12 protein-coding genes and 1 tRNA gene are annotated in these 14,930 nt (G+C 62.1%); 11 read left to right on the top strand and 2 right to left on the bottom strand.

What is annotated here, in order from left to right; all coding sequences use genetic code 11:
• The first annotated feature begins 8 nt into the window (after positions 1-8).
• The 5 genes from pheT (at position 9) to EOD73_RS05020 (ending at position 5,903) form a co-directional block, all read left to right on the top strand.
• Positions 9-2,423, top strand: a complete 2,415-nt coding sequence (pheT, locus tag EOD73_RS05040) for a phenylalanine--tRNA ligase subunit beta (protein WP_127681444.1) — start codon at positions 9-11, stop codon at positions 2,421-2,423.
• Positions 2,424-2,440: 17 nt separating this feature from the next.
• The gene (locus EOD73_RS05035; protein WP_127681442.1) at positions 2,441-2,773 is read left to right on the top strand and encodes an integration host factor subunit alpha; all 333 of its coding nucleotides are present in this window, start codon (positions 2,441-2,443) and stop codon (positions 2,771-2,773) included.
• Between the two features lie 57 nt (positions 2,774-2,830).
• Positions 2,831-3,196, top strand: a complete 366-nt coding sequence (locus EOD73_RS05030; protein WP_127681440.1) for a MerR family transcriptional regulator — start codon at positions 2,831-2,833, stop codon at positions 3,194-3,196.
• 20 nt (positions 3,197-3,216) lie between these two features.
• A tRNA-Pro gene (locus EOD73_RS05025) sits at positions 3,217-3,293 on the top strand.
• A 777-nt stretch (positions 3,294-4,070) separates the two neighbouring features.
• Positions 4,071-5,903 (top strand): hypothetical protein, encoded by a 1,833-nt coding sequence (locus EOD73_RS05020; protein WP_127681438.1) that lies wholly within the window; start codon positions 4,071-4,073, stop codon positions 5,901-5,903.
• An 845-nt stretch (positions 5,904-6,748) separates the two neighbouring features.
• Here the strand turns inward: EOD73_RS05020 and EOD73_RS05015 are convergent.
• Positions 6,749-7,426, bottom strand: coding sequence for an NUDIX domain-containing protein (locus EOD73_RS05015; protein ID WP_127681436.1), 678 nt, complete (start codon positions 7,424-7,426; stop codon positions 6,749-6,751).
• A gap of 82 nt (positions 7,427-7,508) precedes the next feature.
• On the opposite strand from EOD73_RS05015, the gene EOD73_RS05010 reads away from it, so the two are divergent.
• The 6 genes from EOD73_RS05010 (at position 7,509) to EOD73_RS04985 (ending at position 14,322) form a co-directional block, all read left to right on the top strand.
• Complete coding sequence (locus tag EOD73_RS05010; protein ID WP_127681434.1) at positions 7,509-8,444, top strand: metallophosphoesterase; 936 nt, start codon at positions 7,509-7,511, stop codon at positions 8,442-8,444.
• A 15-nt stretch (positions 8,445-8,459) separates the two neighbouring features.
• A complete protein-coding gene (locus EOD73_RS05005; RefSeq protein WP_127681432.1) occupies positions 8,460-8,639 on the top strand; it encodes a hypothetical protein in 180 nt (59 codons plus the stop codon).
• A gap of 206 nt (positions 8,640-8,845) precedes the next feature.
• Positions 8,846-9,598, top strand: coding sequence for a hypothetical protein (locus EOD73_RS05000; protein WP_127681430.1), 753 nt, complete (start codon positions 8,846-8,848; stop codon positions 9,596-9,598).
• Between the two features lie 332 nt (positions 9,599-9,930).
• Complete coding sequence (locus EOD73_RS04995) at positions 9,931-11,742, top strand: hypothetical protein (RefSeq protein WP_127681428.1); 1,812 nt, start codon at positions 9,931-9,933, stop codon at positions 11,740-11,742.
• A 107-nt stretch (positions 11,743-11,849) separates the two neighbouring features.
• Positions 11,850-13,691, top strand: a complete 1,842-nt coding sequence (locus EOD73_RS04990; RefSeq protein WP_127681426.1) for an SEL1-like repeat protein — start codon at positions 11,850-11,852, stop codon at positions 13,689-13,691.
• A 10-nt stretch (positions 13,692-13,701) separates the two neighbouring features.
• Complete coding sequence (locus tag EOD73_RS04985) at positions 13,702-14,322, top strand: hypothetical protein (RefSeq protein ID WP_127681424.1); 621 nt, start codon at positions 13,702-13,704, stop codon at positions 14,320-14,322.
• A 158-nt stretch (positions 14,323-14,480) separates the two neighbouring features.
• Here EOD73_RS04985 and EOD73_RS04980 read toward each other — a convergent pair whose 3' ends face one another.
• Positions 14,481-14,927 carry a hypothetical protein gene (locus tag EOD73_RS04980; RefSeq protein WP_127681422.1) on the bottom strand — a complete coding sequence of 149 codons (447 nt, stop codon included), beginning with the start codon at positions 14,925-14,927 and terminating at the stop codon, positions 14,481-14,483.
• Positions 14,928-14,930 lie beyond the last annotated feature (3 nt).

The raw sequence follows: 14,930 nt of genomic DNA, 5'->3' as shown, positions 1-14,930 counted from the left end.
GTTCCGAGATGCAATTCCCTGAATCCTGGCTGCGCAGCTTCTGCAACCCCGCGCTGAGCAGCGAACAACTGGCCGACCTGCTGACCCTGTCGGGCTTCGAGGTCGAGGAGCGCCAACCCGTGGCCCCGCCGTTCAGCGGCGTGGTCGTGGCCGAGATCGTCGAGGCCGCCCAGCACCCCGATGCCGACCGCCTGCGCGTGTGCAAGGTCAACGCCGGCGGCGCCGAACTGCTCCAGATCGTTTGCGGTGCGCCCAACGCCCGCGTGGGCATCAAGGTGCCGCTGGCCACCGTCGGGGCCGAGCTGCCGCCTGGTGAAGACGGCAAGGCCTTCAAGATCAAGGTGGGCAAGCTGCGCGGCGTCGAGAGCTTCGGCATGCTGTGCTCGGCCCGCGAGCTTGGCCTGAGCACCGACCATGGTGGCCTGCTGGAGTTGGCTGCTGACGCAACCAACGGCCAAAACATCCGCGAGCACCTGGCATTGGACGACCAGCTGTTCACCCTCAAGCTCACGCCCAACCTGGGCCACGCGCTGTCGGTGATGGGCGTGGCCCGCGAGGTGTCGGCCCTGACCGGCGCACCGCTGACCCTGCCCGCCATGTCGCCCGTGGCCCCTGCCATCGCCGACCAGCTGCCCGTGAAGGTCGACGCGCCCGAGCTGTGCGGCCGATTCGCCGGTCGCATCGTGCGCGGCGTCAACCCGAAGGCCGCCACGCCGGCCTGGATGGTCGAGCGCTTGGCCCGCTGCGGGCAGCGCTCGGTGTCGGCCCTGGTCGACATCTCCAATTACGTGATGTTCGAGCTGGGCCGCCCCTCGCACATGTTCGACCTCGACAAGGTGCACGGCGGGCTGCAAGTGCGCTGGGGTCGCGCGGGCGAGACGCTCAAGCTGCTCAACGGCAACACCGTCACGCTGGACGAGAAGGTGGGCGTCATCGCCGACGCGCAGCAGGTCGAATCCTTGGCCGGCATCATGGGCGGTGACAGCACCGCCGTGGGCGACGACACCCGCAACGTCTACATCGAGGCTGCCTTCTGGTGGCCCGAGGCCATCCAAGGCCGTGCCCGCCGCTACAACTTCAGCACCGATGCCGCCCACCGCTTCGAGCGCGGCGTCGACCCCGCCAGCATCGCCGAGCACATCGAGCGCATCACCGCGCTGGTGCTCGAGATTTGCGGTGGCCAAGCCGGCCCGTTGGACGACCAAACCCTGCGCCTGCCCGAGGCCAAGCCGGTGACCCTGCGCGTGGCCCGTGCCGCCAAGATCTTGGGCATCCCGGTCACCCAGGCCGAGTGCGTGCAGGTGATGCAGCGCCTGGGCTTTGCCTTCACCGAGGGCGAGGGCACGCTGACCGTCACGCCGCCGAGCTGGCGCCACGACATCCAGATTGAGGAAGACCTGATCGAAGAGGTCATCCGCGTGCTGGGCCTGCACCGCTTGGACGACGCCGCGCCCTTGGGCCCGGTGGTGCCGCGCGTGCTGCCGGAGCGCGTGCGCCCCTTGAGCCTGCTGCGCCGCCAGCTGGTGGACCTGGACTACCAAGAGACCATCAACTTCAGCTTCGTCGAAGAGCGCTGGGAGCGCGAGCTGGCGGGCAACACCGACCCGGTGCGCGTGCTCAACCCCATCGCCGCGCCGCTGTCGGTCATGCGCTCGTCGCTGCTGGGCAGCTTGATCGCCGTGCTGCGCCACAACCTGGCCCACCGCGCGCCGCGTGTGCGCTTGTTCGAAACCGGCCGCGTGTTCCTGCGCGACGCCAGCGCGACCGACGGCGCCTTGGAAGTGGCCGGTCTGCGCCAGCCCCGCCGTGTGGCCGGCTTGGCCTACGGCCCGCTGGACGGTTTGCAGTGGGGTGGCAAGGACCGCCAGGTCGATTTCTTCGACGTGAAGGGCGACGTGGAGGCCCTGCTGGCCCCGCGCCGCGCCACCTTCGTGGCGGCCGAGCACCCGGCGCTGCACCCGGGCCGCAGCGCCCGCGTGGAGCTGGACGGCCAGCCCATCGGCTGGGTCGGTGAGTTGCACCCGCGCTGGCGCCAGGGCTACGAGCTGCCCCAGGCCCCGGTGCTGTTCGAGCTGGACTTGGACGCGCTGCTGCAGCGCCCCGTGCCCGCCGCCAAGACCTTGCCGCGCCACCCGGCCGCGCTGCGCGACCTGGCCGTGGTGGTGGGCGAGGGCGTGACCCACGACGCGCTGATGGCCGCCGTGGCCGCCGCCAACGACCCCATCGTGCAAAGCGCCCGCTTGTTCGACGTCTTCAAGCCCGCCCAACCCACGGCCGACCTGGCCGCGGGCGAACGCAGCTTGGCGCTGCGCATCGAGCTGCAAGACGAGAGCGCCACGCTGACCGACGAACGCATCGAACAGGCCATGGCCGCCGTCACCGCCAGCCTGCAAACCCGCGTGGGCGCCCGCCGCCGCGGTTGATCGAAGGACCCCAAGCCATGACCGATTCGCTCAAGCCCTCGAACCTGATCGCTTCGATCGAGACCCCGACGCTGACCAAGGCCGAGTTGTCGGAGATGCTGTTCGACAAGCTCGGGCTGAACAAGCGCGAGGCCAAGGACATGGTCGAAGCCTTCTTCGACCTGATGGGCGAAAGCCTCACGCGCGGTCGCGAGGTCAAGTTCAGCGGCTTTGGCAACTTCGGCCTGCGCCGCAAGGCGGCCCGGCCGGGCCGCAATCCGCGCACGGGCGAGTTGATCCCCATCGAGGCCCGCCAAGTGGTGACCTTCCACGCCAGCCAGAAGCTCAAGGACCAGGTGCAGGGCGACTGAGCGGCCTGGCGCTAGCATCCCCGCCCCTGTCGCCCCCAACTCGGCCGCTTGCACCCCATGGACAAGACGTCGCTCCCCGCCATTCCCGCCCGCCGGTACTTCACCATCGGCGAGGTGAGCGAGTTGTGCGGCGTCAAGCCCTACGTCTTGCGCTATTGGGAGCAGGAGTTCACCCAACTGCGCCCGCAAAAGCGCCGCGGCAACCGCCGCTACTACCAGCACCACGAGGTGCTGCTCATCCGGCGCATTCGCGACCTGCTGTACGACCAGGGCTTCACCATCAGCGGCGCCCGCAACCAACTGGCCGATGCCTTCGCGTCGCCCGTGACCTTGCAGCCCTCACCGGCCGAGACCGAGGGGCCGATCGGTTGGGCTGAATTGCGTTTCGAGTTGGAGCGTTTGAAAGAAACCCTCGCGGATTAGGCTATACTGCGAGGCTTCGTCGGGGTGTAGCGCAGCCTGGTAGCGCACTTGCATGGGGTGCAAGGGGTCGCGAGTTCGAATCCCGCCACCCCGACCATAGAGAAAAAGGCAAGGGCCTGGAGTCGCAAGACTCCAGGCCCTTCGTCCTTCTGAGCTGCTGGTCACCGTTCGGTCACCGTTTGCAGCAAGGCAGTTTCCGGTCGATGCAACGTCACCCCTAGCAGGCGGCGACTTGAAGCTGCATCGGTCTATGTGCTTCCGGCGATGGACCCCTCAATTTCCCTGAAGCAACCCAAGGTTTGCCTGCAGGCATGGGCCAGTGGCTCGTTGGTCGTAGGTCACCAAAGTGATTACGACTTGCGCCACAGTTCTACGACTGGCAGTCGCTTGTTGTTGCGACTGGCTTAGCTCCAAGTAGCGCAAAGATGCGCGCTCCAAGCTGTGGATCGACCGCTTGCGGCTGGTGTTGGTCAGCGCGGCTGTCCCTACGGGCTGAAATTGCCCAAGAGCGGGTGCTCGGCCAGAAGGGGCGAATGACCGAGCCAGGCTGGGAGCAGTCCTCCACTCACTACGGCCGAACGGCTGCATCCCTGCGATTTGCGGACGCCCAGTCTCACATCTTGAGAGCGTGAAACGCATCGGCTTGGGTCTCCTGGGGCAGGCACATTCCGTGGGAACGCTTGTGAAGCGGCCCAATCCGCGCTGGCTCGAACTTAGCTGGGGCGCTGGCGTACCATGTTTTGAGAAAGCCCTCATCAGGCGTTGATCGCCGCAACGGGCGGCCTGTCGCCACCAGAGGGACCGCACATCCGCGGAGATCCATTTGGCTTACTCGCAGCACGACCTATCGCCGTACAGCAGCCATGTCCTGGCCATGCACACGGGTACCATCTCGAAGATCGACGAGGAGATCGACGCCGTCATGGGCGCGGCCATGATCGTCATCAACGACGTCGTCGAGTTGCCGAGCAGAGTGACCCATAGCGCAAAGGTTGCGGGCAGTATCACCAAGACGGATTTCATCGCCCCCTGGGGAATTCGGCCGGGCTTGCGCAGCGCGGCGTGCATCTACGAGGAAGATCGCCCGGTGACTTGGCTGCCGATGGGCGCTGCCAAAGACCGGCTGCACCATCTATTGATGGTGACCGTGACGAAGGGTGGCCTGCTGCTGCTGACGACGACGGATGCTGACCACCGAGCCGCGTTGCTGCAGCACCTGCAGTTCGACTATTTCGCCAACTGGAAACCGGTATCGCAGGCGGTCCTGGTGAAGGCCTTGGTCGAGGGCGAAAAGTTGAAAACGCTCTGGCTGACCGGCGTCCATCGGGACACGGGCATCAAGCCGACGTCCAAGATCATCTCCGGCTCGGACCTGGTCGACGCCATAGACCCGATGAACGACGCCAGCTTCCTTGCAGGAGCCGTGAGGTCGACCAAGGGCGGTGTCAGCCTGCGCAACTCGTCGGTGTGGACGGGACCGAATAGCAACCTTCAGACTTTTGAAGCGCGCACCGTGAACCTCTTGACCTTGGTGGACTTGGCCATCCAGGCCAAACCCGGATCGGAGCTTCAGGTCCACGGTGCGCTCGCAAGCTGGGTCGATGATCTTGCCAACGTGAATGGCTGCTATGCCGTGTCGCAGGCCGACCATGAGACGTTGGACGGCGCAAGTGGACGAGCCAAGGCAAAGGCACTTGCTGACCAGTTCCGAGTGGAGCTGAACGCGCTGGGCGCATCGGCAGGCCAGCCTGCCTGCGCCTTCGCCGTGCTTGTCACGGAGATCAAATCGTCTAAGACGGCCGTCGTCGAGGTGGAGCCCTACCTAGTGGACGGCAGGATTCAATATCTCGTCGCGACCATGCCTGCAGCGCCCTTCAACGAGTGGGCGAGTGCGATCTCAGAGTCCTCGGCCCTGCTTCGTGCCTACTACGACAGCGGCCATACGATCACGGGCGGCACGCTGGCGCTGGTTCGCCGGCAGGAGTCGCCGTTCAAAGGGTTTGTTTACGGGAACTTCAACAAGTACAACGTGACGCAGGAGAAGCCGCCGGCTCCTGTGACGCTGAAAAACGGCAAGAAGGTCTCGGGTGCGGTGCCGCTCCTGGACATGATGACGGATACCGATGAGAGCCTCTTCAAGTGGATCTTCAAGGAGGGGCTGACCTTGTTGGGGCTGAAGAAGCCATCGCCAAAAGGGGTCTGGCTGTACTGTGACGATGGCGCCAGCGAGGTTGCCGACTTTGTCCATCTGGACGTGGAATCGAAGCCCAAACGGTTGACGTTGGTCCACGCCAAAGGCGCCGATAGCGATTCAGGTGCGCGCCAGGCAGCCCCCGGCCCCTACGAGCTGGTCGCAGCCCAGGCCATCAAGAACTTGCGCGCTCTCGACGCGCAGCTGCTGCTGGATCGCATCAGGGAACGCCTGAAGAAGAACGGCTCCAAGCGCATCTGGGACCAGCCGTGGGCGGTGAACTTGGCACCCTTGCCGGATGCCAAGGCCTTCGAAGCGGCTCTAGGCAAGCTGGGCACGAACTATGACTGTGAGGTCATCATCGTCCAGCCCCATGTCCGCAAGAGCGACTTCGTCAAGCGGGTCGGTAGTGCTGACACAGTGGGCGCCAGCCAGCTAAGGACGCTGCTGTTCGGCGTGGAGTCGCTGGCGCGCGCGGTGAACGCGGAGTTCCGCGTGGTGGCCGACAGGATCTGACCCGCGTTCCGGCGGCGCAGTCTTCGCTCAGGCCACGGCCCTGGGCGTGCGATCTTGGCCCCGCTGCGGGCCTCCAAGCCCGCTAATGGAGTCGATAAGCGGCCATAACGTTTGGCCGTCTGCCTCAACCCCGGCAGCGCACATCGTTGGTCCTGCGAGGCTAGGCAAGCCGATGACGCCTTCTTGTCCCTGACCGTGAACCTGGCGACCTGCAGCGGAAGACCGCTATCGCTGCAAACCGGCTGTTGAGGCTTGCGCAGACTTGCGGCTGCCATGGGTCGCAAAGGGTCATCGCAACGAGCAGCAAAGCGCCAGGTCACAGGTCAGCAACTTCGTCGCACATACAAGCTAGCTGTTACTGCTCTGTCGCGAAGCCGGGCGATCTGCGGCGAATCACAAGGCAAGTCCATTGTTCCCCGGCCGTGACAGAGCAACTGCTGTGGCGCAAGCCGTTAGCCTTTGTCGTCTGACGGGCGCTCGTCGACGATGGCGTTCGATTGGTCGCCGGTCGTTTCAGGTGAAGGGCGAGTGCCTTCAAACCAGGTGTCCGGATCTAGCCCTGCCTCATGGGCTTGGATGTCCAAGATCCAAGTTAGGCATCCGCGTGGCGGATTAGCCGGAACGCCGGTTGCTCGTTCTCCCATCAGGAGACGCGCCGGAAGATGCTCAGGCTCTGATGCGGCCGTTGAGCTGCTGGCTGGATGAGCCTCGGTGGCCGAGTTTGCTGAGAGTTGTCCATGGCCCGAGTTTTCTTCAGTGCGGGATGGTGGGCTGCACATGCGGCGTTGCTTTCGAGACTGGTCATTTGGCACCGAGTCGTTCGGGTCCTCGGTGATCTTGTGCAGTCATCTGCTCAGCTCAAACAGCTGTGCTGGCCGATTCGCGCCACCCCTCTTTTCGCCCTCGATGGGGTGGACCAAACCACGATCGCTCAGCTTGCGCCGGAAGCTGGATTTGTCCAGAGCGCGACCCAGGATCCGCTCACAGATGGACTGCAGCTCTCCGAGGGTGAATGCCCTTGGCAGGAAGCCAACTGGTAGTTCCAAGTCGGCAACTTCTTGCCGCGTCCGTTCGACCGCCAGGGCGACCAGCTCCCGGTGATCAAAGGCCAGCTTGGTGTCAGTCACGGCGTCCTCAACTCCGCGCCAAGCCAAATCACTGAGGCGCTTACCCGCCAATGGTTGGACAGCTGTTTGCCACACCAACGCGCGATAAACCACGCTCAACGCCCACGGCGATCGGTCGTGGTCCCGGTGCTTCCCTCCCACTGCGACTAGCTGCCGCATGAAAGGGAGCTCCAGGGCTAAGCGCTCGTGCATCACGCGTCTCGCACCACCCTCTAAGTCCTCATCGAGATCAATCCTGAGCACGCCACCTGGTAAAGCCCAGTGACCTTGGTACGGCTGGGCCTCACGCTTGCCGAGCAAGACGTGGAGCCCTTGGTCGTTCAAGCCCAAAACGCACACTTCAAGGCGGGTGAACGGCATTGGGTGTTTGGGGCGCGCGTCCTGGTACTGGGTCATGGCGAACTTGATAGTTGCAAAGCACAACGAAGTGTGCCACACTCCGTTCGTTGCGAAATGCAACTAACAAAGAGATCACGAAATGAGACTCTCCTACGACCTGATCGGCGATATCCACGGGCACGCCGCCAAGCTCGAAGCCCTGCTGAAGAAGCTGGGCTACGTCCGCACCGCTGAGGGCTGGAAGGCCCCGGCCGGTCGCAAAGCTGTGTTCGTGGGAGATCTCATCGATCGCGGTCCCGAGCAAATGAAAGTTGTCGACACGGTTCGCCGAATGGTCGAGGGCGGGCAAGCTCACGCCGTCATGGGCAACCATGAACTCAACGCCATTGGGTATGTCACGCCTCGACGTGATGGCCCAGGCTTCCTACGCAACCACTCGGCAAGCAAGAAGGCCCAGCACGCCGAGTTTCTGGCTCAGGTGGGTGAGGGAAGCGCCAAGCACAAGGAGATCATCGACTGGTTCCGCACCCTGCCTCTTTTCCTGGACCTCGGCGCCATTCGTGCTGTCCACGCTTGGTGGCATGCCCCCTACATCGACCAAGTGGGCGCTCAACACCTGGGAGGCCAGTCGATCAATGACGACTTCTTGCACGCTGCCTTCACCAAACACAGCCCTGAATGGAGGGCCGTCGAAGGGATCTGTAAAGGTCTGGAAGTCCGACTGCCCGAGGGCGTTTCGTTCCGGGACCACTCTGGGGTAGAGCGATTTGAGGTTCGCACCCGCTGGTGGATGGGCGACGACGTCAGCCTGAGGGACGTCGCCATCCTGGATGAGGAACAACGCTTGCAACTCCCAGAACACCCCATGAAGGCAATGACTGACAGCTACGAAGCCCGCACCATCACTGACATCCCGGTCTTCATCGGTCACTACTGGATGCAAGGCACGCCCGTCATTCAGGACCACAAGGTTGCCTGCCTGGACTGGTCAGCTGCTAAGGAAGGTCCTTTGGTCGCCTACCGCTGGGATGGTGAGCAGGTACTGAGCAATCACAAGTTTGTTTGTAGTCACTAAGTCGGAGGAGGTCCTATGACCGAAGCAGAGGAAAGGGAGTGGATCGAAGCCATCTGCCTCGAAGCTGACAAGCTCGTCGAGGAGACCGGGATGGACTGGTTCGTAGCTGCACAGAGGTGCATGAACAGATCCATTTACGAACCAGTTCCGGCCGAGTCATCCAAGTTGAATTCCGTCCCGCAGATCGCGGGATGAGCGATTCATTGCTCTAGCAGCACCACGAAGCCGGCTTCACACCGCAGCTAACCCAACGGCTCTGCAGAGACTTTTTCCTCCACTAACGGCGCCGGATTTACCGACCACTTGCCAGGGCGCCTCACCTCACTGGCTAAAGCGTTGCGCTGCGATGTCCCGCCTGCAGCTCGACTTGCTTCTCCGCTCGGGCGGGCACCGGAGAAACCATGAAAACCACCGTTGTCGCATCACCCGCTTTTGAGCTCACGGCCGAGCTCACCCCCAACCGAGCGGGCATCAACCTCACCCTATCGACCCGGATCCCGGTGGCCAACCATCCTGTCGCCATCCCGAAGCTGCAAGTCAACCTGACCCCCAGCGAACTGACTGAACTTGCCGCTTGGTTTCAAGAAGCGGTTGATCGTTTCGCCCCTGACCAGGACGAAGGCGAAGCGACAGGCACAGAAGATCGGGAGACCTCCTCTTTCGACTGGTTCGAGGTTGACGAGGGCGATACCTTGACCCCGCGGGGGCATAAAGATCCCGAGACCCGGGGGGACCTCATGGACATCCAAATCCCCGAGGACCTCGACAACGTCACATTGCTTCGCATCCTGGACAGCAACACACCCATCTCTGACTGGGCGGCAAAGCAAGTCGTTGAGGCTGCCGAGTACTTCTTGGAGGAAATGCGTTCCCTCGAGCGCAAGTTGACTCCCGCGGAACGCGAGCGCGTTCAGGCGGCCCACGACCAGATCGAAGGCCATGGAGACAGCTGGCGCGACTGGGTACGGTACATGCCTACCAGCGAGGGCGACACATTGGTCTCGGCTTTGCAGAACTGGCTGAACGAAGGTCCTGACACGGAAGAGTGGGCGCACTTTCCTGATCACACCACCGGTCAAAGGATTGCCTATCGGTACTTCGACAACATGCCCGTGTCGGACTTGGACGCTCTAGGAGTGATCACGGTCGAATGAGACCATCCAGGCAGCAGCTACATGGCCGCAGAACTCAAAACCAGCCCAGAGGAGGCCAATCAGGCAGCCATGGAGCTCGGGCTCGCATGCAGGTTTTGCCGTCCAGGCGATTCAATCACCGCCGATGGAGGCATCGAGGAATGAGCGCCCATCGAAGTCCCTCGGACCTCAAGGTGCGCTGGGCAGAAGCATCTGGCCCTGAGTTCGAAGCGAGCTGGCTTGATGCTAGTGCCACGTCGCTCAAAGGCATCCCTCCCATGCCAGCGCGCTGCGCCAACTTGCCCGTCTCCGCGTGGCCCTTGTCCTGGCAAACGATGCACCGATCGGCATGGGTGCAATCGGTGTGGGCAAGGTTGCAATTCGCCTTGCAACATCCGGTGGATACCGTCGAAACCCCCGGCGGTCGCGCGCACGTCGCACTCGGCCTCATGAGGTTCTCAGAATCGTCGGATGGGCGGCTCGCTTTCTCTCGCTGGCGTCGGACCTACAAGGGGATGGTGTGGATGCCCCCCCAGTCACCGGCCGAGGCGCTGATTGAGTTCGAAGACTTGCCCAACGGGCACACTTGGCAGGCCGATCTCTACGCCGCTTGCGCCTTCGAGATCCACCAGGCCGAACGGGCGGCCGGCCGAACACCAAACTCTGGGTACATCCACGCCTACGTCTACCGCTGTGTGGCCCCCATGCTCCGCGCGCTGCGCCAGCAGCCCGAGTGGCGCACCCTGGGCCGCCGCATCCAGGATGGGCTTCAAGTTGACCGCGCCAGCATGGCCCGAGCACGACGCATGCTCCGATTCGATCGCGGATCGAGACCCTGCACGATTGACCTCTACAACCTGAGCGTCGCCAATCGCCAATTGTTTGATCGCGCTGACCAAGATCCTGGCACTTTTCCTGGCGCGGAGTTGATGCTGGGCACCCTTCTTCGCGTCCAGAAGATTGCCCCACAGCTCAACCCGCTGACCCGCCTGCGGCGGGAGCTCATGGACACCGGAAGGGTGACCATCAAACCCAGCACATGGCGCCAGCTGCTGACACTCACGCCTGCGCACCTGCGCCTGATTGAAGAGTTCTACGAGGGCAAGGTTTGGCCGCAGGTTGTGGACTTTCTGCTCTGCCTTGAAACACTCAAATTGGAAACGCTGCCCTCACCAATGCTTCTCCGGCGCGTGTTTGCTCAGTTCGCCAATTCATCATGGCGGCATCCAAGTCACTTGAGGGAATTTGAGGCCGTCCCAAGGGACTTCGCGCATGCCGTTCGAGCAGCGGCTGCGGCGGAAGTTTCTGAGCCCGCGCTGGTGCGCGACGAGTTTCCACAGGTGGCCGACTGGCTGCGCCAGGTCGACCCTGGCCTGAGCAAACTGCAGCGCCGGGCGGGTTGGGCTTGGCTGCGTCAACGGTCGATGCAATGGCATCAGGCCCAGCATGAGCGCTGGAACCTTTCCAATCAAGGCATCCCCTGTCCCTTCGAACCCATGGAGTGGGGAGCTTTTCGTCTGGAGGCCATCCACGACGCTGTCACCTTGTTCGACGAGGGTGAGGCCATGGGGCACTGCATCTTCAGCCGACTGGATGACATGCTGAGCGGCACGAGCTTGTTGGTATCCATCAGGAGCCGGGAGGGAACGCCAGGATCGTGGAAGCGGGTGGCGACTGCTGAGTGCCACCATGACCCGGACAGAGGCTGGTTCCTGAAAGAGGCGCAAGGCCCTGCGAACCAGGATCCAGGCTCCGCTGTGCGAGACGTCGCTCAGCGCTTGGTCACTACCCTAAACCAGCAGGCCTCTGGGACGAGGTCGCGCGAGTTTTACTGCCCTCGCACGGCCTCTTTGGAAGTTCGCCAGCGCCGTGGCTGTCCGATCGGGGCGAGGGTAGAGATTCGTCTTAAACGGCTCAACAGGGCGCTACTGGAAGGGCGCTGGTTCAGCGCCGAGTCGTTCACGGACAAGTTCTGGCGGATCGAACGAAGTGACGTTCCCTTGCAGTCAACCGAGCGTGCAAGTTGGATGGAGGAGGCGGCGTCGACCTCGACGGTCTTTTCTTTGCTGGATCGTGGCTACAGCGTCACGGCCATGGATGGTCCGTTCGAGACCGAGGAAGACGCGATCTACGCGCTGGATGTGGCTTGGGAGTCATCGGAGTGAGTTGAATCAGCCGGGCGTCTAGGCACCAGCCGAGGCGGCCCATACTTGTGCGCCCCCTTGGCATGGGGTGCTGGACTCAAACAACGATTCAAGAGGGAGTTGAGGGGATGGATGAAAGCAAGGGTGGCCAAGCGCAAACCGTGGAGTTTGTTGATTTGCCCGAAGGTCGAACTGAGTCTTTGAGTCGCCTTCGGTCTTGGCTTCGACGCAGGTGGCGCGGAGTTGCTTTGACGCTTGCGGCCGTTGGCTTGATGGTTGGTGGCTGGCTCGTCAATGAGCGCGTTGTGCAGCCTTGGCGTGATGAACAGGCAATTCAACTGGCCATTGAAGCATTGGAGGAAGACCGGCGAAACCTGATCAATGCTTGGAGCAAGCACTGGTCCAGTGAGGAGCGGCTCATCAAGATTTCGAGGGAACTGAAGGCTGACTCAAAGTCCGGCACCCTTGTCATGAAAGAGGGTTTCGCCGCAGCTCTCAGACTTGCAATTCGGCAAGGCAGCGCAGCCGCCCACCTCGAGCTAGGGCGCGCCCATCGAAGTGGCGCCATGGTGCAAAAGGATCCCAGCGTCGCACTTGCTCACTTTCAACGGGCAGCAGAGTTGCTGCGCGCAGCCTTGTTGATAGGCGATCCCGATGCGCAGTGGTTACATGCCCAAATGATGGCGGAGGGCTTGGGAATGCTGTCCGACGAGGAAGCCGCCGAAAAATTGGCTCTCCTGTCAGCCAAGTCGATCTCTTCATGGCACGTGTCGAAACTGTCTGAGGCGATGCGCAAGGGTGATCGCCCTTTTACTAGCAAGCAAAGCGCGCAGCTTGCGGCTCAGGCGCTTGAACGATCCTGGACTGCCGGGGTGAAGGATATTTACTTTGAGGGACTCTTGGCCTGCATTGGCAACCAAGGGGACGAGCTAACAGTTTCGGCAGGCGACGGGATCGAGCAGAAATGCGTTGAAGGTTGGCTTGGCAGAGCTGCCAAAGTGGACGTTCCAAGAGCTGCAGGCTATTACGGTCTGCTGTTGGTTGTCAGAGGCACTGATGCAAACCGCGGTCTGAGTTGGCTGAACAAGGGGGTTGGTCTTTTGAATTGGCAGCAAAGGCTGGTAAGGGCCTTAACTGTCGCGACGCTTGCCGAGACCCAGGACAAAGCCGAGATTGATGGGTTACGCGCTGTTTTTCTAGAAGGGTTCAAGCGCGACAAGGACTTCGCGCGAAACCTATGGAGCGATGTTCCTCCCGCCGAAGCGTTCACAAAGGAGCAGTGGGTGAGGCTAGGTGTCGCTATCAGTCAAGCGGCATTTCCGGATGCGATCGACAAGATTGGTCATGGACTCGCCGAAGAATTCAACTCCACACAAGGCACCCATTTTGGATTTCTGATCGTAGGTTTTGCGCAGGCAGCCGAATTGAGAAGTCAAGAGGCATCACGCCAACAAGTGAAGCCTCAAGCCAAGGCCAACAGTGCCCCTGCCCCTGCCAACCAGGGCTCGCGAGCAGACGGCGCAGACCTACTCGCAGACTTGATGGGCAGGCCAACGGCTGACGCTGTGGATGGTTCACAGGTTGCGGATCCTGACCAGCAGGAGAAGACGGGCTACGTTACAGGCTCAAAACGCCTGGCCACTGGAGGTCGCTCATCCTTCACCATCGACAACTCCCGGGGTGGAGGCGATGCACTCGTTAGGCTGTACCGAGAAGGTGGCGGCTCCGCAGTGCGCAGCGTGTTTGTCAAGAACGGTGAGAAGTTCAAGCTGCAGGGGTTGGCAGCGGGCCGTTACGTGATGCGCTATCGGTACATGGGCAGCACCAAGACCTACGAGGCGGATCAGGTGTTCGACTTGCAGGAGGTCGACGAGGCCGATGGCGTTCGCTTTAGCAACGTTCGAGTCACCTTGTACCAAGTGCAGGGCGGCAATATGCGCACGAAGGAAGTGCCGTCGGAACAGTTTTGAGGGGCGAATTTTGAAGTTGGGCAAACCGGGCCTTGCGACCTGGCTGATCGTTGCGGCCTTAGCCCTTTGGTCTTTGATTATTCAGCTCAGGCTTGACTCCCTCTTGAGTCCAGGGGCTCCGATCTACGTCTTGGAGCCATCCACGGGGCGGGTTTGGGTCCTAGATGAAGTCATTAACCTGAGTGTTGACAAGAAGTCGACATGGCGCTTTGCCTTTGAGGGTGAGGGGCAATGGAGAGTGCCTGACAACCTTGCTCACCCACTAGGCAAGCTGCACCAATCTGACTCGTGGTGTGAACGCCTCGTGCCGGATCAGATTGCCTGTGTTGAGTTTGATGAGTTGGATACGTCCGACCTCCAGTTCCTTCACTATCAACACCTTGGCCCCTCAGACCAACCGGTGTTCCCGGGCTTCAAGGACTTGGTTGATTTGGTTCAGCGAAGGACGGCCAAGCATGCGGCTGACGGGCCTCTGGTCTTTCATGCAAGAGCAACGCTGGTCAATCAGCCCGAAGGGCATAACAAGCGAGCTCATCTTGTGCCGGTTGAGCATGTCGTTGTTTTCCAGAAGCAGGCCTCATTTGTTTTTGAACGGGCAGTCGGGTTGCGCGTCTCTGAGGCTGATATCTAGGGTCTTCCTAACCAGTAGGCGGAGGAGACATCGATCCACGCAGATGGCATTTCTAGATGGTGTCCGGCAGGCGGAACAAGCAACCGGGCTAAAGGTGCTTCCATTGCTCCGTCAGGCAGAACAGGGTGATGTGCCTCTGTTCCGCCCGACGGACCAATTCAGATGGACTTAGGTCCGTCTGACGGACTAAGCGCCGCGTTTTGAATCTGTGAGTAGGCTCCGCGCCGAAAGGTGGACTGAACCCCTGCGTCGTAGCTGGGGTGGTGATCCAGCAAGCGCCAGGTGACAGCGAACCAGCTGGCTTTGTTGGGGCGATGGCCTTTCACGGTTTCGACGATCAGCTCCGAGTTGAGGAGTTCGCGCTTGGCCCGATCGATCACGTCCGCCGAGCGCCACCCGCGCTTGAGCAGGTGAGCTCTGCTGGCCAAGAGCTGCCCGTTGTTGTCGGGTCTGAGCTGGCGGGCGAGTTCGAGTAACAGCGAGCGCGCGGTGTGGCTGAGGTTCAGGTAGGCCGTGGAATCCATGACGAGCCAGGGCATCGCAACAAAGCCGCCGGGCTCCCGACTGAGATCGCGCTTGCTGCGACCTCGGCGTCCGTTTGCCATTCA

Source organism: Inhella crocodyli (genome assembly GCF_004004565.1).
Classification (GTDB): domain Bacteria; phylum Pseudomonadota; class Gammaproteobacteria; order Burkholderiales; family Burkholderiaceae_C; genus Inhella; species Inhella crocodyli.
The sequence above is the reverse complement of the archived record's forward strand: the minus strand, read 5'-3'. Positions and strand labels throughout refer to the sequence as shown.

What these genes read in the sequence shown, in the direction of transcription:
- pheT (WP_127681444.1), top strand. Translation starts at nt 9, where the DNA reads ATGCAATTCCCTGAATCCTGGCTGCGCAGCTTCTGCAACCCCGCGCTG.
- EOD73_RS05035 (WP_127681442.1), top strand. Translation starts at nt 2,441, where the DNA reads ATGACCGATTCGCTCAAGCCCTCGAACCTGATCGCTTCGATCGAGACC.
- EOD73_RS05030 (WP_127681440.1), top strand. Translation starts at nt 2,831, where the DNA reads ATGGACAAGACGTCGCTCCCCGCCATTCCCGCCCGCCGGTACTTCACC.
- EOD73_RS05020 (WP_127681438.1), top strand. Translation starts at nt 4,071, where the DNA reads ATGCACACGGGTACCATCTCGAAGATCGACGAGGAGATCGACGCCGTC.
- EOD73_RS05015 (WP_127681436.1), bottom strand. Translation starts at nt 7,426, where the DNA reads ATGACCCAGTACCAGGACGCGCGCCCCAAACACCCAATGCCGTTCACC.
- EOD73_RS05010 (WP_127681434.1), top strand. Translation starts at nt 7,509, where the DNA reads ATGAGACTCTCCTACGACCTGATCGGCGATATCCACGGGCACGCCGCC.
- EOD73_RS05005 (WP_127681432.1), top strand. Translation starts at nt 8,460, where the DNA reads ATGACCGAAGCAGAGGAAAGGGAGTGGATCGAAGCCATCTGCCTCGAA.
- EOD73_RS05000 (WP_127681430.1), top strand. Translation starts at nt 8,846, where the DNA reads ATGAAAACCACCGTTGTCGCATCACCCGCTTTTGAGCTCACGGCCGAG.
- EOD73_RS04990 (WP_127681426.1), top strand. Translation starts at nt 11,850, where the DNA reads ATGGATGAAAGCAAGGGTGGCCAAGCGCAAACCGTGGAGTTTGTTGAT.
- EOD73_RS04980 (WP_127681422.1), bottom strand. Translation starts at nt 14,927, where the DNA reads ATGGCAAACGGACGCCGAGGTCGCAGCAAGCGCGATCTCAGTCGGGAG.